The organism is Thermococcus sp. (assembly GCF_027063845.1).
GTDB lineage: Archaea > Methanobacteriota_B > Thermococci > Thermococcales > Thermococcaceae > Thermococcus.
On record NZ_JAMOQU010000072.1, the window covers coordinates 1 to 20715 of the forward strand.

Sequence of the window (20715 nt, forward strand, 5' to 3'; positions counted from 1 at the left end):
TGATAAATGAGTATTCATACATCCAATACTGATAAATGAGTATTCATACATCCAATACTGATAAATGAGTATTCATACATCCAATACTGATAAATGAGTATTCATACATCCAATACTGATAAATGAGTATTCATACATCCAATACTGATAAATGAGCTTAGGGTTTTCAAGAAGAGATACGTTCTGGATCCGGCGCAACCCATTTTTGGCTTCTACTCGATAGACAAGATATTTACCCACTACTACACTCCTAAAGAAGCCTTCAGAAACCGCAAGAAGCTAGAGGAGATTTACGGTAGATACCCATGGCTTAAGCAGTGCAGTCCCGATAGGCCGATAATCACAATTAAACTATTCAGAAAGTTCTTTGACAGCCATCTTCAGAACATGATATACAGCTTAGTAGATGAGGGTAAAGCTGATTTCATGAACTTTCTGAGCGGAATTCGGCTCGTGGATGAGCTGAGAAGGTACAAGAACTATCTTCTTGGAAGAGCAGAGGGCGTTGATTTCATGCACTACATTTCTCTTACAGAAGACAAAAGATTTAGCAGGCGGTATAAGAGACTTACACGACTGTTTGTTGATTCAATAATAGATGAAACCATGCCAGAACTTCTTTTAGTTCTGAGTGAAGAAACCGTCCGGAAATTCTTCTCCAGCCATCTCAATTCTAACTCTGTAGAAACTGTCCATGAGATAAAAGGAGTTGTGTAGCCACTGGGGTGGTAAAATGGGGAGATACGCTGTTAAAAAGCACGGAAAGATAAAAAGCAAAAATGCCAAAGCTGAAATTTCAAAACTGACTCTCGATGACGTTTATGCACACCTACTTAAACTGCAGGATAAACTAAAAGAAAATACTGAGAATTATCTCAGAGTGAGAGTGAAAATATTTGTTCTAAGTCACTTGGCTCAGAATGATTGGGCGTGGTTTACAGTTAGAGAGCTGATAGATGAGCTCTTAAAGGCCTCAATTCTCTCACCCAAAGATTTTGAAGACATGAAATGGGAGGCTTTTATCAGAATGTTTCTGTACCGCTTATACAAAAAGGGATTCCTTGAGCGGAAAGTCACAATCGTTGGGACACTCGCCTATAAATACAGAGTTAAGACAGAAAAGATGAAAAATCCGATGGTATTCTTTTATGAATCCTATTCAGAGCTGATCCGAGAGGAGGGTGATGTATGGTAACATTGGATCATGGCAGGAAAAAGAAAACTCGTTATAACCAAGAGAACGATGAAGAAGAGTTTATCCTCGGAATGCTCAGAAATATTGAGCCGATTTTAGCTGAAGACTGGAACAAACCTGAAGATGAATGGTGGGATGCTGTAAAAGGAAAGAGATACAAACAGAACCTTCAATGATAGCGTGTCAGCTGGCTTTTCATTTGAACAAATGCTAATACTCTGAATTAAGTTGACAAGACCAGGCAACTCATAGGACATTGGATTTGGAAGTTGTAGGTTCAGGCATAAAAATGGATGTTCTAGAATATCTCCTAAGAACATAGAATGTTCAGACATTATCAGACAGGATCATGAGGGAGCCTAGATGAAACAGGATGAAACTAGATAGAACAGGATAGAATTTGATAAAACGCTATAGAACTCATGGGAACGCAGAAAAGGGCTTTCCATATCTATACCTCTAACTCTTTCTTTTTCAAAACCCTTCAATGCTCTGTTATGAGCATTCTTTTAATATTTTAATAATTCAGCCTATAGCTGTTAGGACATACACTTATCTATTAGCTCATAACTAGCATGGCCTTCTGTAGCTTTGCAACTTTTGTTAGATTTTCACATTAATTCAGAGCTCTTAGCCTAAACACTTTGAATTCACTTCCATTTTCTACAGTTTTTGTTTCAGTCTCAACGATGACTGGAGTTCTATTGCAATTGCCGCTAAAGATATTCATTTTTATCATGTTTTTCACTCGATTAGCCCTAAGTCTCTGGGTGTAAGAGGTTTAACGTTCTCTTTCTTGCACAACTCTAGGGCCTTTTCTGTAAAGCCCGACTTTGAGAAAAAGAACATCTCCGCTGATCCGAACTCATCTTTTACTTTTTTCAGGAATGCTTCCACATCCCTATATGTTGCGGGTCTCTCCCTCCACTTGACCTCAAGCACGTAAATCTTGTCCCCAAACGCAACCCCATCAAATTCAACGTTGCCCCTTCTGTAGCTCTTAAAATCGAGCCCAAATATTTCCCTCATCTTCTCTCTTATCTCGGCCTCTTTTGCAAGTCCAAGTTCCATCTTTGCTCGGAGGTATTTTTCTTCAAGCTCCTGGATTAACTCTTCCAAAAACTTCTCCCTCTTGAGCTCAAGTTCCGTAATGCCGAGATACGTCTTTGCAAGCCAGAAACGCATGAGTTTGTCCGCGAAGTAGTACCTCCCTCCCTGCTTTACAATTAAGTCGGTTCTCAAAAGGAACTTCAGGTAGTTTGACACCTCTCCCGTGGGTTTGTTTAGACGTTTGGCTATATCTGAAAGCCTCAACCCTTCCTCCTGAGCCAGTATAAGGAGAATCTGCTTGTGAACGGGTCCCCGGTGTGCTCTAGAAAGGGATTCATTAAAAACGTACTCTAAATGCATGTATATATCGCCCTTTTCGGTCAGCAGTTCAGTAAGAAATGCATAGTGGACTTCTTTCCGTCTAACTTTTTCAAACCCCTCTTCAATCAAACGTCTGCACACTGCCAAAACGTAAAATGGATGGCCCTGGGTGAGCTTGTATATCAAATCCAGCGCCGACCGAGCAGACTCAATCCCAGCCTTTTCCAAAGTTGTTTTTGCAAGCGTTATTGTATCTTCTCTTGGCAGACCCCTTAAGTAAATCCTGCGGAACTGGCCAAAAAATGGATTCTTCGGTTCCAATATTTCTTCCATCATCCTTACGGCGGAGCCAGAGACGACATACGCAATGTTCTTCTGCTTTTCAGTGACGGCACGCATCGTATCTAAAAATCCTTTGAAATTGAGAACTTCTTGGAATTCATCGAGAATAAACAAGGCTTTCTGGCCGGTGTTGGCTAAGATTGCTTCCTGAGCTTCAAACAGAGTCTCAAGAGTGCCCGTTTTAATGGCCTTAACTTCCTTATCAACGCCGAGCTTTGCCGAAAGAATCAGCAGATCATCCCAGTTCAAGAGTTCACTTCTTTCGACAGTTATCCCTGAGGTGTTGGAGAGTTCATACAGGAGTTCTCTTGTGTATGCAAAGATAAATGAATCTAAGCTTCCAATTCTCTGAAGGTTCAAGTAAGGAATGACTCCCTGGGCTTTCTCCTTGAATTGCAGGAGAAGTTCGGTTTTTCCGATTCTCCTCGGCCCTATAACTGCAATGTTAACCTTGTCTCCCCTCTTCAACAGTTCATATGAAGACTTCAATATTTGGAGCTCTCTCCTTCTATCAACAAACATTGTGTTCACCTTACAGTTTTATGCATAAGATTGTAATGCATTATGATTTAATACTTTCTGATTTTTTGACTTCCAGAGCCCATAGAGCATCCAGCTTATAGCATAGTCCTTCTCAACAGTAAAAACCGGAACCCCAAGCTCAGAACTCAGGGTCTTTATCTCATCTTCAATCATTCTACCTCCCCCCAATAATCCTCCGGAACGTTGATTCTCAGGCCCCACCGATAGCTGAAGCGGCCTCCCTGAGGCATTGAGGGATCGAGGAGTGCAAAGCTCTTCTTATCATTTTCAGAAAGTCTGATTTCCTTCTCAATCCCAAGCCCCAGCTTCTCACTTAAAAATCCCAAACGCTTCAGGATGGCCTTGCTCTTCATCCGTTCAGCATATTCCAGCAACTTTTCATAATCCAGCCTCGCGTTCTTGAGAGCCTTAACGACCTCGATTATTCCCCCGCAGTACTTAGGCTTGTCCAGGCAGTCCACTATCGTCTTTTCTGGATCTGTTATCCGAACCTCCCTGCGTCCAAGACGTATAGTACCGATTCCAAAAAACTTCTCGGGGCTGACTACGACTACCTTAAACCTCTTACCGTCGAGTACTATGAGCTTCTGATAGCCTCTCTTTACTGGAGTTTGGATGAAAACCGTTCTTGGAATCTGCTCAGTCAACCCGTAGTAGTTGAGGGCGGACCAGTATGCAACTGCCCCGTTAGGCACCAACAACTGGCCCAAAAGGAACTCGTGAGGCGAAGAGGCCCTTCCAGGTTCTAGGGAGAGGGTATAGATGCCCTTGGCGATTCTCCGAAGAAATCCCTCTCTGAGGAGCATGTTAAGGTAGTAGTTTAGCTGTCTTGTAGTTATGCCAAGCTTCTCTTGGGCCTCCTTCTTGGTGAAGACATCCCCCAGTTCGGAGAGCCTTCTTAAGACCTCTGTGGTATTCATATTTTCTCACCATAATCACAATATAACTGGATAAAAATGAGAATTTTTGAATATAAAGGTTGTGGAAATTAAGTACCTCATGCTTTCAGCTGGATGACTTAGCTGGGAGATGCACAGATTCCTCGGATATCATCCAAAGCAAGATACAAGATTAAATTAAAACAAAAACAAAGCCCAATCAAAGTTTATTTGATCATAGCTTCCATGTGTTTGAGCTTTAGAACGTCTCTGAGCGGGCCTAAGAGTTCTCCAGCCTTCAATGAAACTCCAGCACCGAGAAGGATTAGGGCGAAGACTAACCTCGCTTCAGCCAGTCCCAGCCAGTCCACGACGAAACCGTAGATGAAGTAAAAGACACCCATTGCCAAGGCGGAAACCATTGAGTAGATTGACATTATTGTGGCTCTCTTTTCGCTCGGAATTCTATGCTGGAATTCTATTCCGAGGTTGAAGCCGAAGGCCGTGTGTATTACCGTAACGAGGATTCCCAAGGCGATTATCCAGAGCGGGTTCTGGTAAATCACGGAGAGGGCTGTCATTACTGGGACGATTACTGGGGCGAGGGAGTAGGCTTTGACGCTCCATTTGTCCCTGAGGCGGATTCCGATGAGTTTGGGCAGGACTTTGACAATGGCCTCTATGACTGCGAGAATGCCGAGCGTTCCCACGAGGGTGGTTTTTAGGATTTTGGCGAGTATGTCGCCCAAGTAAGGCTCGAAGAATTGGCGGAATTGGTTGGTGGCCATGACGACGGTTATTGAGAGGATTATGAGCCAGAGGAGTTCGGGCCGGCGGATTTCTCGGAAGGATTGGAGGGTGTGGGTTAGATAGGAGCGTTCGGGTTTCTGGAATTCGTATTCTGGGATTGTGTAGGCGACTATGAGGGTGGCTATTTCGAGGATTAGGGTTAGGATTAAGGGGAGGGTGAAGCCGTAGAGTTGGGCGAGGATTCCTCCGATGGCTACTGTGATGGCGGAGAGGGGTAGGGTTATGGTTTTGATGTCTTTCATGAGTTGTCTATACTCTTTTTCTCTGCCGAGGTGTTTGAGGTTGTCGTATAGCCATGCTTGGAGGCTTCCGCTGATGAATGCGACTGCGAGGGGTGTTATTATTGAGTAAGCGATGAGCATTGGGAAGTTTTTGAGGAATATGAGGATTAAGGTTCCGATTGGGTAGAGGGCGAGGCCGGTGAGGACGCTGGTTTTTCTGCTTATTTTGTCTCCTACGACTCCGGTTGGGACTTCGAATAGGAATGTTCCGATGGTTGCTATGGCCATTGCTGTGCCTATTTGGGCGTAGTTGAAGCCTTTGGTTAGGTAGTAGATGACGAGAATGTTTCCTACGAATCCAACGTTCATGAGGGCATAAAAGAGCTTGTATTTCCTAACCAGGTCCACTTAACATCCACCGCCCCAATTAAGGAGCAGGAAAAATAAAAAGTTATCACTCTTCAGGTGGGACATTCTTAGAGCGGTAAATATCCCCAATAATCTCTTTGATTGTGGCTTCATCTAAGGCTTTTTCAGTGGTTTGGAGCGGAAGTATGAGGAGCTCTATTATTATAGTGGGAGAGTAGACCCTCGACGTTGAGATGGCAGTTACCATTTCATCGAGAAGAAGCTGGTATTTTTCCACCAGAGACCGGTCCTTTTCTTTGAGGATGTCCAAGGTTTTGGCCAATAATGAAGGAGAAACTTCAGAAAGCCCTGTGTCTATCAATATGCGAGATATCTCCTCTTCAGCTTTCTTCTTATTGCGGGTTCTGTGAAATGTTTCAGTAAGTTTCCTAGCCAGCGTTGATATATCGGTACACGAGTCCAAGTTGAGTGATGTGCAGGCTTTAATTTTGATTAATCCCAAAGACTCAAATTCCAGCAGACTTTTCTTTACAGTCCGGGAATCCTTGTTCAGTGTTCTCAAAGCGTCAACAAAGACCACGGCGGGGATAGGCACTTTAGTCCATGGAACCTTGATGTCCATTTTCCATCTAGATAGGATTGTGTTCAGCACATTCTCATATCTCTGGAGAACCTTGTCCCGCCTCTTATCTTTCCGGTATTTGTTCAGCCTGTGAATCCAGTTCTTTCTTGCTTCTTTATGCTCTAAAATCTCTTCGAGAGCACTCTCTAGCTCTTCAGGGGTTTCAATTAAATTAAGGATATGCCCTAGGACCAGTAGATCTTCAAGGGTGTAAACTATCTGTTCTTGGGCCGGGTCCTTAGGGTACCATCCTGAAGCTAAAATATCCAGTAAAGCATTTATTCCCGGAGTCACCTTAATGCATTTCAGTTTCAATTCTCCCGGCTCCATGAGTCCGTAAAGCAACCCAATAATTTCTTTAATTTCCTCCCTTTTCATTATCTGCCACCCCAGTTGTTTTTATATCCATGAGTAATTGATCTGCATAATTTCTATGCTCTAATTAATTAAATAATTATTGGGTCTCACTTTTAACCACCACCATTTCTTGCCGTGAGATATACAAAAGGGAGCAAACAAATGTTTACGGAATAAAAAGCTCTTAAGGTGGCCAGAATCTGAATTGAAAACTTTATATAGTATAAGAGCATAAAAAATGCCCATTTCTCAAAGTTTATAAACTTGCAAATCTACATAATTACATAAGAACTCGTGTACACTACCATGAGAATTTGAACGAGGTGAGATAGTAATGGGGCAACTGCACGTTCTGATCCCAGACGAGCTGGATGAGGAATTTAGGCTCGCGGTTGGAAGGAGATACGGATCAAAGAAAGGCGCATTAGGAATTGCAGTCACCGAGGCCCTCAGGATGTGGATTGAGAAGAATGCGGTTACGAAAATAAAAGAAGATTGAAACTCTCCGGATAATAGCTCCAACTGAATAATGGGGGATACCCGAGAATGACTAGGTTAGAGGACACTATAAATTTTGTCCCTGCTAATGAATACAACAAAATATCATCAATCAACAGCTCTCATTTTGGATTACAGTCTCATTATTCCGCCGTTAGGCACCATTTTGTGATGTATTTCTCATACTCTAGCACATACATATATGATGTCTTGGAATTTCTAAGCAGGCATCTAATTAGGGCTCTAGTTCGGAATGTGATAAACAGCCGGGATAAGATAAGAGAGATAGAGCAGTGGAGATATATAGGTGAGACAAGAAAAAACGGGAAAAAGTACTATTTATTCCTAAAGAAACCAAAGACGGGAGAACTCCAGATTGTTTTGGAGGCTCCTCCAACCTCAGTCTATAAGTCAAACTGGATGAAAGACTCGATCGGAATACTTCCAGTCATCATAAAAGGTTTCAAAAATGACCAGGATCCATGGAAGGAACGTCCTCAATGGACAGTAACCGTGGAGCTCATATACAAGAACACAATAGACACCACATATACGAGAGCGGGATATATAAAATCGACAATGAGAATTGATCGCTATGATACTTATTATCCCCTTGACATCCTTAACGCTATTAGAGACCTTCCAAACAGACCTATAGATTATACTTACAGACTCAAAAGAATCAAATTATTAACTTCTGAACTCTACGTGAGGTTTCCCAGATACACTATAGATAAAGATGGTAGAACTGTAGACAATCTCTTAAAGATGAACAGGCTCTTAAATGAATTGAGAGAAAGAAATGGGAGATACCAGCATGTTATCAGCAAGGGAGACGTTAACAGTCTAGATGAGCATGGTAACAGTGTTGATATAATTTGGAGAGGCCATAAATTCAGATTAAAGTTGTATACTTCAAAATTGTACCCCTATAGAGATCCTAAGCTGGAAATAATAGTCAGAGACAAAGTAGAAATTTCAAAAAACGAACTACATCCCAATTTAATTATAAGGAAGCTAGATATCCTCCGAGAACGGCTCAACATGGCATCTGGAATCCTAGGTGCAATCATGGCCTTTATGGGGATAGCCCCTAGATGGGATCCAGTTGAGGACTACAAGTACCTAACTCAGAAGCTATTAGTTGATAAAGAATTTTTGGCATATCTGTGGGACACTGAGCCTGCAACCTATTTAGCATCCTACGGACAACACCTAACAGAATTAGACAAGTTAGATTACCAGATACTCAAAATACTTACTGAGCATGCTCCCATTGAAGTCCCAACGTTAGCTAAGATTCTATCTAAAAGTGAATCTACGATAAGGAGAAGATTAAAAAAGCTGGAGAGGCTTGGATACGTCTCTGCCACAAAGGGTAAGAGACCAAACTACTACTGGCTTAAGCTATCTGAAGATTTTTCAGTAGCCTCAATCAAAGAAGACAATTTTCCATATGTGGATCCAAAGTTTTTGGAGTGCTCGGTTAGTATATTAAAACAGATTGCCCCAGAGTCATTTTATAGTCAGGAGGACATTGAAAAGATGAGCCTGATCCTCTGGGCGACAGGGATTGGATGGAGCACGAGTGATCTATTATTTGAGTTTACAAAATTTCTCGGAAAGAGAAGAGGCCTGAGGAAACTGTCTAAGAAAACTATAACACGATATCTGAAATTTCTAACAAACATAGGGTTAGTAACAGTCGAGAGATTTAATGTGGGAAAGAAGAAAGTGAAAAGGTACGTTCTAATTGATAAGACCTTGAAAGCCTGCCTCAAGGATTTGGATTACTATAAGGTATTCGGAATATAACTCAGGTGAACATTTCTCTGCGGGAGCTTACACACCACCTGTCAGTGCATTGACTTTCTCAATCATTACAGTTAGCTTTCTGCTGAGCTCTCCGCTCAATATGAAGCTACCCTCCTTACCTCGGCCGATCAAACCTAAGCTGACCAATTTCTTCAATGTACGATAGTAGAGCTGGATGTCCCTTGAAGACTTAGTGGGAATTACAACCTTCCACTCATCCGGCCACAGTCTTCCGTTTGTCTTTATGTGGTTAATAATTCTCTCTGCCATCTCAGCTTCGTTTTTGGTTAATAGGATCTCTAGAATCGGCGTTTCATACAGAACTGTTATTTCTTTGGGTATTGCCACTTTAACTTCCGAAGGATATTTTGGACGTCTTGGCATTATTCACACCTCATAGTATAATATACTCATTACTTTGTAAATATTTCCCCTAAAGTGATTAGGGCAAGGTCATGCTTATTCACATTTCAATGTGAATAAGTGTGGTTCTGCACTGAATAGGCTAGCCCATACACAGGAAACCCCAAAGACAAAAGAATATTCACAACAACATGTGAATAAATATGCCTTTACTCTTTATCTTTTTCGAGCAGTTCAATAAATTCCTCAACGCTCAAGCCAGAGACATTATCTGGCTTCAAATTTTTCAGCTCAGCCTTCAATCGGCTCAACGTTTCCTTGTCAATCTCCTCTTCAGGCAGGTTATCAGCAATCATCTTCAGGATCATGATCTTCAGCTCTTCTACATCTTTCTCAATCTGGATAACCTTTCTCAATATCTCATTGAGATTATGAAGAACGTCATTCATGCTACATCACCCCTCTATCTATTTAGGAGGCCATGAATATAGACCATCAACCCACACAACTTTCTCGGAGGCTTGGAGAATATAAGAATATAGTGACGGAATGCCCTTGTGTAGAGACATGGTGTATCCGTCACGAAAATACCCATTAACGGGTATTAATGAACAGAAAGGAAGTCTCAATTTGTCTCAAATCTCAGATGTTAAAGCTTGTAGGGATTTATTCTAATAGTTATTGCTGGTATAACTGCTCCAAAATTCTAGAAAAGCTCTGAGAGTTCTTTAATAACAACATAACTATCTTTAATCAGGTATTGAGGAGTTGGGGTTGTTACTGCTGGGAAAGTTGGTGGATTTATTCATAATATTATTGCTGTTGCTATTGGTCTCTTTTCAGATCCTTTGGACTGCTAGCTTTTCTGCTATGAATTAGAAGTTAGAATTGATTCAGTATCTATTACGACAGCCAGACGGAAAAAGTAAACATGGAACGTAATACGATAGCGTGTCGTGTTTTGATTGCATGTAGCTGTTAAAGGTTAAATATCAGAATATCTTACTGTTTACCATGCTCCTAAAAGATGTCATAGATGTTGCTTCGTATCTATTTGAAAACAAAAAGTCATTAAGGATTTTAGAAACGTTTCAAGCGATTGTATTGTACTATACTCTAATACAGGCGATTCTTGTTATAAAACCCCTATCTTCATTCTGTAAAAGGGTAAGTTGTGCAATTGCCATTTATATCATGGGGGTAACACTCGTTGGACTTCTATACCTACTACTACGAGAAAGGGCCAAACCCGATAAAAAGGACACCCCATCTCCTGAAGATGTTATACAAGAATACCTTTCTCATGTCTCTTGGAAAGAGCTAATGGGGACTACCACGATTACAAAGGAAACTTTGGAGAGGACATCACTAGAGATAACAGACTTATTAGTCAACAGATTTAATTCGATATCCCTGTCCAAAGCAACATATAAAATGATAAGATCCATAGCAAGCGGCAGTCGTATTCTTCCCGCATTATTATTCTACGCGTTAGTTTGGATGTTAGTATATCTAGGAAGGGATATCCCCTATAACTCCATTCTTCGTGATATCTTAGAGCCTTCCCTTATGAATCTCGGAATGGGGGCCATTTCATACATGCTTCTTACCCTTCTGATAACTTTAACCACTGGCTTATTGTCTCCCCTTTTAGATACGTTAAATGCCAGTAGCAAAAACATACACTCTAGTCGTGCGGTTCGATACATCTTAGCAATGCTTATCGCATCCCTTTTCCCCTACTTCACCTTGGATCAGGTTTTGAACTCGCCCAAAAAGCCGGAAGTTTGGACATTCACCATTCTCTACAAGATTAACAATGGAGATCCACCTAGTCAAGAATTCCTAAGATTTGTACAGATACTCTTTGAGAGTAAGGACAATGAGAAATATTCTGTATACAGTCCGTTAACTCAAAAACAAATTACCAGAGAAGATTTTGAGAATGCTATCCAATACCAGCTTCAAAATGTTGTCTCAACAACTCCGGGTGTTATGAGTTCAGTCTATCTTATTCACAAGTACCCTGAAACTGTATCTATTGCTATCTTTACGATTGAAACAGAACTGAGATACAATTTGAAACGAACCCAAAAGACAATAACAAACCGGAGAGGCGAGAAAACTATTGAAAAGACTGTAATTACGGATCCTAAACAGATTTATCTCCTTAAAATTGTCGAAATTTCGCCGGAATCAGTAATCCAAGGGATATTGTTCCAGATAGGGCATGAAATCTTAGAAGGTAAGCTTTCTTTAAAGTGACCGAATAAAACTTTGTTAAATAAGAAACCTATCTGCTGAGCTATCAGAACATAAAGCATTTTAATAGTCTAACCCACAGGCTTCAGTGAGAGGTGAGCTGAATGGTAGAATCTGAGTCAACAAAGCTAAACATGGTATGTGGCGAGGACAAGAATGAGAAGCTTTCTAGGCTGGAGAGCATACTTTGGGAAGCTGCCAGCCTAATTCGGGGTTCTGTTAATCCCACAGACTACAAGAAATACATTCTTCCCCTCATCTTCTATAAGAGGCTTTCAGATACGTTCACATATGAGGTAAATAAACTAATTGAGGAGGGCGTGATCGACACTGTTGATGAGGTCTACGAATTGGTAGAGGCCGAAAGAGAGGAGCATGGAAGGCCCAAGTCAATTAGATACGTCATTCCAGAAGAGTATCACTGGGACACCATCGTTAAACTTTCAACAAACGTCGGAGAAAAGCTTACGGAGGCCCTCAGGGGCATAGCAAGGCTAAATCCTGAGCTTTCAGGCATAATTGACGTCGTAGATTTCAACGAGACTCATGGGGGAGAAAGAATAATCAGCGATGATATCATCCAGAGGGTTCTTCAGATACTAAACAAGATGAAAATGGGTCCAGAGGATGTTGAACCCGACATTCTGGGTAGGGCTTACGAATACTTGATAAGAAAATTCGCTGAAGACAGTGGCCAGAGTGCAGGGGAGTTCTACACTCCCTGCGAGGTTGCGTGGCTTATGGTTAATCTCCTCGACCCAAAGCCAGGCTCGGAGGTTTACGATCCCGCGTGTGGCTCTGGAGGTCTTTTGATAAAGTCTCAGCTCTACGTTAAGTATAACTATCCGGAAGAGGCCGAAAAAAGGCCCTTAAAGCTGTTTGGTCAAGAGAAACTGGCCTTCACGTACGCTATAGCCAGAATGAATGTTATTTTGCACAACATGGAGGCCGATATACGGAGAGGAGACACCATACGCAATCCCAAATTTTTGGACGAGGACGGCAAATTAAGACAGTTCGACTACGTTATCGCGAATCCTATGTGGAACCAAGACTTTCCGGAGGATGTTTACATCAACGACAAATTTGACAGGTTTAAATTTGGAATACCTCCCAGTAATACGGGAGATTGGGGCTGGATACAACACATGTTTGCCTCAGCAAGGGAAAAAGTAGTAGTAATCATCGATACCGGGGCTGTTTCGAGGGGTTCGGGAACAAAGGGGACGAATAGAGAGAGGGACATCAGAAAGAAGTTTGTGGAGAAGGATCTAATCGAAGCCGTTATTCTAACCCCAGAGAACCTCTTCTACAACACCACCGCAGCCGGAGTTATCATCGTTATCAACAAAAACAAACCTGAGGAGCGCAGAGGAAAAGTACTGCTCATTAATGCCTCTCAAGAATTCAAGAAGGGAACTCCCAAGAACTATATGACCGAAGAACACGTTGGCAAGATAATCAAGGCCTATCGGGAATTCAGGGACATAGAAGACTTTAGCAAGGTTGTAACCTTGGAAGAAATCAGGAAGAACGATTACAACCTAAGCCCTTCGAGATACATCCCCCTGATAACTGAAGGCGAGTACAGAGAGATACCCGAAATCCTCCAGGACCTCAGAAGAATTGAGCAGGAAACTAGAGTGATAGATAGTGAACTCAACAAAATCCTGATTGAACTTGGCTTTGAGGGGTATCTTCAGGGTGAGGACTGATGAAAACGCTGGATGAGTTCCTAAATAAGCAATATCACACAAAGACTCCAGCCAAAGGCAGTGCAGTCCTCCAAAAAGAGAGAAAGAAACTTTATGGTAGAGAACTCCCGGAAGGATGGGAGATAGTCAAACTTAGAGACATTTTTACGCCTGTTGACATGAAATCTAGAAGAATTAGAGTTCAAGACAATACCAAGTATATGCTAATATCTGCTAGCTTGTATTCAAAGGGAATAAAGTTTAGAGAGTGGAAATTTGGGAGAGAGATAAAAACAAAGACTATGTACATAGTACATGCGGGCGATTTCATTTTCTCAAAGATTAGGGCAAAACAAGGGGCCTACGGGTTTATACCACCACAATTGGAGGGAGCAATTGTATCTAACGAATACCCAATTCTAAAACTTAATCAGAAGGTTGCACTTCAAGAGTTTATTGAATATTACTTATCACAACCTATAATGTGGGGGTTATTTGGCCAATATTCTAGAGGACTTAAAGACAAGTCAAGAACTAAAGTTAATGAATTTCTTGAAGTCAAAATAGCACTCCCCCCATTAGAAGAACAACGCAAAATCGTCTATATCTTAAAAACAGTCCAGCGGGCAATCGAACAGCAGGAGAAGATAATCAAAACCACCAAAGAACTCAAAAGGGCTCTAATGAAGAGGTTATTCACCAAGGGCCTTGACCCAAATCAGCCGACAAAGATGACGGAGATTGGAGAGATCCCAGAGCATTGGGGGATACTTAGACTAGGTGATATTGGAGAACTTCAATACGGATACACTTCATCTGCAATTAGTATCAACACAGGTGTCAAGTTTTTGCGCATTACAGACATAAATGAAGATTATCGGATAAACTGGGAAGATGTTCCTTACTGCTATATCAGTGATAGAGAGTATCCTAAATACGCTCTTCGGATAGGAGATATTGTGTTTGCAAGAATTGGAGCAACTGCAGGAAAAACTGGATTTATTAAAGAGAATATTAAGGCCGTTTTTGCTTCGTACCTTATTAGGTTTAGGACAAAATCATCTAAAATACTGTCTGAATTCCTCTTTTATTACACTCATTCGGAGAGGTACTGGAGGTTTATTAAAAAAGAGAGAGAAGATAAACTGAAAAAAGGCATAAACGCAAGTATACTATCAAATCTCCCTGTACCAATTCCACCATTGGAAGAACAACGCAAAATTGCCAATATCCTCCTGACAGTAGACAAAAAAATAGAACTGGCCCAGCAAAAGCGCAAAGCCCTGGAGGAGCTGTTCTCAACGCTCAGGCACAAACTCATGACGGGCCAGATTCGCGTTTCTAACCTCAAAACCCCAACGGAGTGATTGCCTTCTCCTTTTCTCGATACTAGCGAAAGTGATAAAAATCCAACAAAGATAGAACTAACGTAATACGGGGGATGCCTATGTCGGGAAGTTTTAGAGAGTTTGATATGTACCCCTATGTGAGAGAGCTACTCCGGCGAAGGTTCCCCGCTTCTAAGGGATGGGTTATCAAAGAACGGGAGAGAAGGAACGGATACGAGCCTGATTACATTGTTGAGAGACGGAGAGGTAACAGAATTGAGAGACATATATTTGAGGTGAAAAGGGAACCCAAAGCAAGAGAGGAGCATGTTCGGCAGGTTAATAGGTATGCAAAATACCTCTCAGGTCCAAACGTCGAAATAAAAAGCAAGAACATCATTTACCCTGCCGGAGCGGATGTCTCTGGCCTCCCATCCGACATTAGAGCTCTAAAACTAAGAAAATTCAAGGTTGGGAACCAGAACTCAAGGCCAAAAAAGAAATCGCAAAAGAAAAAGTCTCAAAAAGGCCACACTCCAAGGAAGAAATCCGCCAAGCGGAGGAGAAACTGGAATGCCCTCTTATAAAGTTACAGTGGCCCTAAAGTCTGCAGGCGACAAAGCATTATCTTTTGATAGCCCTATTAAACTGGGTGGGATTATAGTAAAGTCGGAGAATAAAAGTGATTCAAATTCTCCAGTAATCCTCGTTGAAATGACCGTGGATTCACAGGATTTAGGGGATGCTAAAGAAACAGCTACATCTCTAATAACTGAACAAATTCTTCCTGTGATTGTTTTATGTGGAGAAGTGCCCTATGAGATCTCTGACATAAAAATTATCGATCTTGACCCAAGATGGGTGATTATCGGTTCTAAGACTATTTACGTTAAAGTAGTTCCTAACATCAAAGAGGTACGCTTAGATGAGTTTTTTGAAATTTTCAAGTCTCTCAAAAATCTAGATGAGGATTCAAAATCTGTTCTCTTTAGGGCAATTAAATACTGGAATCGAGCAATGAGTGATCCGGATCCTATTGATAAATTTCTTAACTTGTATATTGCACTTGAACTTCTAAAAGGGCTCTTATTAAGAAAAGAACCTTCAGAGAAAAAGCGAGAGTGGGTTAATACACTATACGAGAAGTACAATTTTAATGGACTTTATGGAGGATATAAAATAAACTACATTAGGAATGCATTACTCCATTACCAAAAGAAGGTACTAAGCAAAGAAGAGGCCGAGAGAATTATTGAAAAACACGTAGATGAATTTGGTCGGGAGATTTTCAATCTCATGAAAGACTACGTAGAATGCGGAGGGGATACAGAGTGTTTACAGAAGAAGAGACAGCAAAGAAACCGTTCATGATGTACCTTACCAGCCTTGGATGGGAATACATCTCTCCCGAAAAAATCGATTCACTGAGAGAAACTTGGAAAGAGCCCTTTATCCTGCCGATTTTCAAGAAAAAGTTACTGGAACTTAATCCCTCTATGAGTGAAGAAGAAGCTGATGTGGTTCTCCAAAGAATACGAAACATCAGGGCTAATATAGAGGGAAATAGGGAATTCCTTAGATATTTGCGGGGACAAAAGACGTTCTATAGCAAATCCGAGAAGAGGGAGTTGAATTTAAGACTGATTGACTTTGAAAATCCTGAAAATAACGTGTTTCATTACACCCAGGAATTCTGGATGGAGGATATGAAAAAGGATAGGGCCGATATTGTGCTTTTTATCAATGGAATTCCGCTTTTTATCGTTGAGACTAAAGCTTCTTGGCTGTTTAACATTGTAGATGGCGAGGTTAAAGATTGGCGCTCTCATGCTGTGGAGCAAATCTCCAGGTATCACGAAGAGGTTCCCAACTTCATGAAATATTTTCAGATGTATCTGGCCAGTAACGGTCTCAATCTAATATACTCGGCAACTTGGAACTTCAACGAAAGAAACGTTTATCGCTGGAAAACGGAGGAGGGTAAAGATTACGGCCTCCAAGACCTGATTTTTTCAATGCTAAGAAAAGAAAGAGCATTGAGATTTATCGAGGATTATATAGTATTCTTTGAACAGGATGAAGAGCTCAGCAAGTTCGTCTTGCTACCACACCAAGTTAAGGCAGTTGAGAGGGTAGTCAATAGGGCAATCACAGGAGATGCAAGAACTGGCCTTATATGGCATACCCAGGGTTCAGGAAAAACTCTAACTATGATGGTTGCCGCTTCAAAAATAAGGAGAATACCCGAGCTGGAGAATCCAACTATTATAATGGTCGTTGATCGTATTGAACTCCAGAAACAGTTAGTCCGTAATCTTACAAAGTTTGGGCTGGATTTCATTGTCGCAGAATCCAAAGTTCACCTTAGGGAACTGTTAGAGAGCGATTACAGGGGAATCATCGTCACGTTAATCCATAAGTTCCAGGGAATGCCTTCCAATATAAACACCCGTAGGAACATCTTTGTATTCATCGACGAGGCTCATCGGTCACAGGAAGGAGACTTAGGGATCCAGATGAGGTCAGCCCTTCCCAACGCGTTCTATTTTGGGTTCACTGGTACTCCAATAGATAAGGGGAAGGTCGGCAAGGGCACATTTAATCTCTTTGCCTTTGAGGACATGAAGAAATATCACAGACCATACTTAGACAAATACGGTATCAAGGAGTCCATTGAGGATGGAACTACCGTCCCCTTATATTACACCCTCGCACCACAAGAATATCGCTTAGACAGGAAAACAATTCTGGAGGAATTTTTCAAGTTATACGAAGAGAAAGGAATAGCCAGCATAGAGGAACTTAACAAGCTCCTTGATAAAGTATCGAAGATAAAAGAGGTCCTCAAAGCCCAAAAGAGAATTAAAAAGGTTGCTAAACATATATCCGAGCATTATAAAAAGTTCGTTGAACCCTCTGGATTTAAGGCGATGATTGTTGCCGTGGATAGAGAAGCCTGTGCCCTGTATATAGAAGCGTTTAAGGAACTCTATGAAGAGAATCCGCACTCAGCGATTCCTCCAGAAGAAATTGCAGTTGTATATACTCCCATGCATAATGACAAAGGTATACTAAAGAAGTACCATCTTAAAGAAGACCAAGAGGATGAGATACGAAGAAACTTCAAAAAACGGGATAGGCCACCTAAGATTCTCATAGTTACCGAGAAACTCTTAACGGGATATGATGCTCCCATTCTCCAAACCATGTATCTGGACAAGCCCATGAAAGACCATACACTACTTCAGGCCATTGCAAGAGTTAACCGCCCCTATTCAGATGGGGAGCTTCATAAGACAGCCGGTCTAATCGTGGATTACATCGGAATTTTTGAAGACCTTCAGAGGGCTCTGGCGTTTGACAGTAAGAGTATTGAAGGAGCAGTCTTTGACTTGGAAGTACTACGCAAGAGGTTTGCGGAATTAATGGGGAGAGCGGAAGAGTATCTCGGGCTATTACGGGATAATAGTCTAAGCTGGGATAAAAAGTTGGAGAAACTAGTGAAGGTATTCAGCAATCGCAAAAAGAGGGATGACTCCATTCAACTTTTCAAGAACATTCAGGACATTTATGAGATCCTATCTCCGGACCCATTTCTCAGAGACTATCTCGAAGACTATAAGTTACTATTAAAGCTCCACCGGTTTATCAAGGCCCAGTTCTATCCAACAGATTTTGAGAGAAGAGAACTGTTGAAAAAGACGAAGGAACTAATCAGAAACAGCGTTGATATTGAAACCATTGTGGATGGCCTTCCTGTTTATAAAATCGATGAGCATATTGCCGACACTATAAAAAATGAAAGGATAGACGACATTGTCAAGGTCTACAACCTCCGCCGTAGTTTGATGAGCTACATAAAAGAGCACCAACATGAGGTTCCGTATCTGGAGTTCTTAATCGAAAAGATAGAATCTATTATAAAGAGGCTTGAGGAAAGACAAATTAGTGCAAAAGAGGCCCTAGAAAAGGTTATAGGATTGTCTGAAAGTGCCGTCGAGTCGGTGAGAAACTACAAAGAATCAAAATTAGACCCTGCAACTTTCAGTGTCCACTGGCTTCTCAAAAGCTATGGCATAGATGATGTGACAGTATCTGAGGAGATTACCAAAGTCCTATTGTCAAACGAAGGCTGGACATACAATCAAAACCTTCAACAAGGACTGCTGAGAAAGATATATCGCATTTTGAAAGAGAATGGCGTCAAACAGGTGAGGGAACGAGTGAAAATAGGGAAAGATCTCCTTGAATTGGGAGGGAGGCTGATAAATGACACCAGAGGAAGTCCATGAACTTGTATCTAGATGGGCAAAAGAACTTGGTGTTTATCCTAAGAGAGTTCGATTCCAAAAAATGAGGCATAAATGGGCCTCTGCATCATCAAAAGGAACACTAACCTTTAGTGTAGACATATTGGAGCTTCCCTATGAAGTTGTAGAATATATCGTGGTGCACGAGCTGATACATATCAAGGTCGGTTCCCCACGTCATAATCGGCTGTTTAGGGCCCTTCTTTCGAGTTATATTCCTGACTGGCGAATTCTTCAAAGGAAGCTAGCTTCTAACTCTAAAAAGTGATGGAGTAAACTATATCTAAATAGTTTTAATATAGTTTCTTTACTCAATAAACAGTTCATAGTTAAAAATAGCATTATCAATAGAATTTTGATGACAAAACATGTGGAGGGAATATCATGGAGAACCCAGAAAGATGGTGTATAGACCCAAAAAAGATTAAAGAAGACCTATGGGAGCTCGCAAACCCAGAAAAAGAGAGTACTGTGGGTGTAGATCCAAGAGTGTTCATTGACGAAGTGTATAGAGTAATAAGGTGGGAACTTTCTCCTAGAGCGTTAGGAGAAATAAGTTGGACTATTGGAGATGACCTTCGCGAAATATGGAGAATCTTTGAAACATGCTCTGAGGAGAACATCGAGACATGTACTCAGAGGATATTAGAGATTTTTGATTATATATTCGAGAGATTACCTTCACTAAGGAGAATCTTTGATATAGCTGGCTCAAACCTACGTAATGAATTTGGAGAGATTCATAGTAGACATAACTTGTATTTCATAATAGACTGGTCCGGATACTCTTATGGACGTATTCAGAGAGTAGACACTCTGTTAACAAACACCCTAGCATTGGGAGTTTCATTGAAGCTCAAGGGAGAATTACATTTTCTTGAACCTGTTAACAATATGATCAGGAAGGGAAAGCCCAGATTTAAGGCTGTAATATCTAAGGGAAGACAATGGGCCAATAACAAGAAGCCTGTTTTAAAACTGAGCTGGGAATGCATCAAGAAGGTTGCATCTGACACAGTAAGAGATAATATAATCGAAGATCTACTAAATCAAGTAATTCCTGGATTGGGAAAGGCTATTGTTTTTACTGAGAGTGTGATCGATTGTATAGATGAAGAATACATCGTTATCACAAATTGATCGTTTTATTTTTCTCTAATTTATTGTGAACCGACTGACAAAATTTATAACAGCGTCTTGAGACTGCTAATTTGGTGGATCTTATGGAAAACGTAGATACAAAAACCATTAGGCTCACATTAGATGCATACAAAATCCTAAATTTTGAGAAGAAAAAGCTGAATCAGATTTCTAATGTCTCATACACATATTCAGACATAATACTAGCAAGCTTGGCAATACTAGAAGCGTTAAACAAGGAAAACCAGCCTCTTGTCATCGACATCCTTAGGAAGTTCAAAAATGCCAGGGTTAACAGTGATAAAACTAACATTGAAGAACTCTTTAAAAATACAGCCAATGAGATCGTTAGTGAACTTTCATCTAACCTTCTGGAAGAGGCTATCACCAAGATAATCGAACATTTGATTGAAAGGGGCTTCCCAGGAGCCGCTATGGAAGTTTTGTTAAGTAATGTTAACCTTTTTGATGCTCATGAAAGAAATCAACTTAGCTTTGAAATTCTTTCGGCAATGGCTGAGATTAGCCAGCCAGAAGTTAAGGAAAATCTAAAGAAGAAACTTGAAGGTTAAAGGTTTTGAGTATTTTTATTAACCG

The 20715-nt window shown here is 41.0% G+C and carries 21 protein-coding genes; 14 read left to right on the top strand and 7 right to left on the bottom strand.

The annotated features are described in order from the left end of the window. The first annotated feature begins 387 nt into the window (after positions 1-387). From MVO87_RS04855 to MVO87_RS04865, 3 genes are read left to right on the top strand one after another with little or no spacing between them, the layout of a single operon-like run. Complete coding sequence (locus MVO87_RS04855; protein ID WP_297552402.1) at positions 388-717, top strand: hypothetical protein; 330 nt, start codon at positions 388-390, stop codon at positions 715-717. Between the two features lie 16 nt (positions 718-733). Next, entirely contained in the window at positions 734-1195 is a 462-nt protein-coding gene (locus tag MVO87_RS04860; RefSeq protein WP_297552404.1) for a hypothetical protein, read from the top strand. Further along, complete coding sequence (locus MVO87_RS04865) at positions 1189-1371, top strand: hypothetical protein (protein WP_297552406.1); 183 nt, start codon at positions 1189-1191, stop codon at positions 1369-1371. Before MVO87_RS04860 ends, MVO87_RS04865 begins: the two co-directional genes overlap by 7 nt. A 568-nt stretch (positions 1372-1939) precedes the next feature. Here MVO87_RS04865 and MVO87_RS04870 read toward each other — a convergent pair. The 5 genes from MVO87_RS04870 to MVO87_RS04890 form a co-directional block, all read right to left on the bottom strand. Further along, positions 1940-3430: an AAA family ATPase gene (locus tag MVO87_RS04870; protein ID WP_297552407.1), complete on the bottom strand. Its 1491-nt coding sequence runs from the start codon at positions 3428-3430 to the stop codon at positions 1940-1942. Between the two features lie 18 nt (positions 3431-3448). Further along, positions 3449-3604, bottom strand: a complete 156-nt coding sequence (locus MVO87_RS04875) for a hypothetical protein (RefSeq protein ID WP_297552409.1) — start codon at positions 3602-3604, stop codon at positions 3449-3451. Beyond that, positions 3601-4371, bottom strand: coding sequence for a type IV toxin-antitoxin system AbiEi family antitoxin domain-containing protein (locus tag MVO87_RS04880; RefSeq protein ID WP_297552411.1), 771 nt, complete (start codon positions 4369-4371; stop codon positions 3601-3603). Before MVO87_RS04880 ends, MVO87_RS04875 begins: the two co-directional genes overlap by 4 nt. 185 nt (positions 4372-4556) lie before the next feature. Next, the gene (locus MVO87_RS04885; RefSeq protein WP_297552413.1) at positions 4557-5768 is read right to left on the bottom strand and encodes an MFS transporter; all 1212 of its coding nucleotides are present in this window, start codon (positions 5766-5768) and stop codon (positions 4557-4559) included. A gap of 46 nt (positions 5769-5814) precedes the next feature. After that, the gene (locus MVO87_RS04890; RefSeq protein ID WP_297552415.1) at positions 5815-6729 is read right to left on the bottom strand and encodes a hypothetical protein; all 915 of its coding nucleotides are present in this window, start codon (positions 6727-6729) and stop codon (positions 5815-5817) included. 313 nt (positions 6730-7042) lie between these two features. Between MVO87_RS04890 and MVO87_RS04895 the strand changes: the two genes are divergently transcribed. Together MVO87_RS04895 and MVO87_RS04900 are read left to right on the top strand one after the other, a co-directional pair. Beyond that, positions 7043-7207, top strand: coding sequence for a hypothetical protein (locus MVO87_RS04895; RefSeq protein ID WP_297552416.1), 165 nt, complete (start codon positions 7043-7045; stop codon positions 7205-7207). 254 nt (positions 7208-7461) lie between these two features. Further along, positions 7462-9021, top strand: coding sequence for a winged helix-turn-helix transcriptional regulator (locus MVO87_RS04900; protein WP_297552418.1), 1560 nt, complete (start codon positions 7462-7464; stop codon positions 9019-9021). 27 nt (positions 9022-9048) lie between these two features. Here MVO87_RS04900 and MVO87_RS04905 read toward each other — a convergent pair whose 3' ends face one another. Both MVO87_RS04905 and MVO87_RS04910 read right to left on the bottom strand, forming a co-directional pair. Next, entirely contained in the window at positions 9049-9405 is a 357-nt protein-coding gene (locus MVO87_RS04905; protein WP_297552421.1) for a hypothetical protein, read from the bottom strand. A gap of 188 nt (positions 9406-9593) precedes the next feature. Next, positions 9594-9833 (bottom strand): hypothetical protein, encoded by a 240-nt coding sequence (locus MVO87_RS04910; protein ID WP_297552423.1) that lies wholly within the window; start codon positions 9831-9833, stop codon positions 9594-9596. 565 nt (positions 9834-10398) lie between these two features. On the opposite strand from MVO87_RS04910, the gene MVO87_RS04915 reads away from it, so the two are divergent. The 9 genes from MVO87_RS04915 to MVO87_RS04955 all read left to right on the top strand — a co-directional run bounded on the left by MVO87_RS04915 (position 10399) and on the right by MVO87_RS04955 (position 20690). After that, positions 10399-11649 carry a hypothetical protein gene (locus tag MVO87_RS04915; protein ID WP_297552425.1) on the top strand — a complete coding sequence of 417 codons (1251 nt, stop codon included), beginning with the start codon at positions 10399-10401 and terminating at the stop codon, positions 11647-11649. Positions 11650-11750: 101 nt separating this feature from the next. After that, a complete protein-coding gene (locus MVO87_RS04920) occupies positions 11751-13361 on the top strand; it encodes a type I restriction-modification system subunit M (RefSeq protein ID WP_297552427.1) in 1611 nt (536 codons plus the stop codon). Further along, a complete protein-coding gene (locus MVO87_RS04925; protein ID WP_297552429.1) occupies positions 13361-14707 on the top strand; it encodes a restriction endonuclease subunit S in 1347 nt (448 codons plus the stop codon). The genes MVO87_RS04920 and MVO87_RS04925 overlap by 1 nt, the downstream gene beginning before the upstream one ends. A 74-nt stretch (positions 14708-14781) precedes the next feature. Continuing rightward, positions 14782-15255 (top strand): hypothetical protein, encoded by a 474-nt coding sequence (locus MVO87_RS04930; RefSeq protein ID WP_297552431.1) that lies wholly within the window; start codon positions 14782-14784, stop codon positions 15253-15255. After that, entirely contained in the window at positions 15242-16039 is a 798-nt protein-coding gene (locus MVO87_RS04935; RefSeq protein WP_297552433.1) for a hypothetical protein, read from the top strand. The genes MVO87_RS04930 and MVO87_RS04935 overlap by 14 nt, the downstream gene beginning before the upstream one ends. After that, on the top strand, positions 16000-18960 hold the full coding sequence (locus tag MVO87_RS04940) for a type I restriction endonuclease subunit R (protein ID WP_297552435.1): 2961 nt from the start codon (positions 16000-16002) through the stop codon (positions 18958-18960). The genes MVO87_RS04935 and MVO87_RS04940 overlap by 40 nt, the downstream gene beginning before the upstream one ends. Continuing rightward, positions 18938-19246 (top strand): M48 metallopeptidase family protein, encoded by a 309-nt coding sequence (locus MVO87_RS04945; RefSeq protein WP_297552437.1) that lies wholly within the window; start codon positions 18938-18940, stop codon positions 19244-19246. Before MVO87_RS04940 ends, MVO87_RS04945 begins: the two co-directional genes overlap by 23 nt. 116 nt (positions 19247-19362) lie before the next feature. Beyond that, a complete protein-coding gene (locus tag MVO87_RS04950; protein ID WP_297552439.1) occupies positions 19363-20118 on the top strand; it encodes a hypothetical protein in 756 nt (251 codons plus the stop codon). Between the two features lie 74 nt (positions 20119-20192). After that, positions 20193-20690 carry a hypothetical protein gene (locus MVO87_RS04955; RefSeq protein WP_297552441.1) on the top strand — a complete coding sequence of 166 codons (498 nt, stop codon included), beginning with the start codon at positions 20193-20195 and terminating at the stop codon, positions 20688-20690. Positions 20691-20715: the final 25 nt, after the last annotated feature.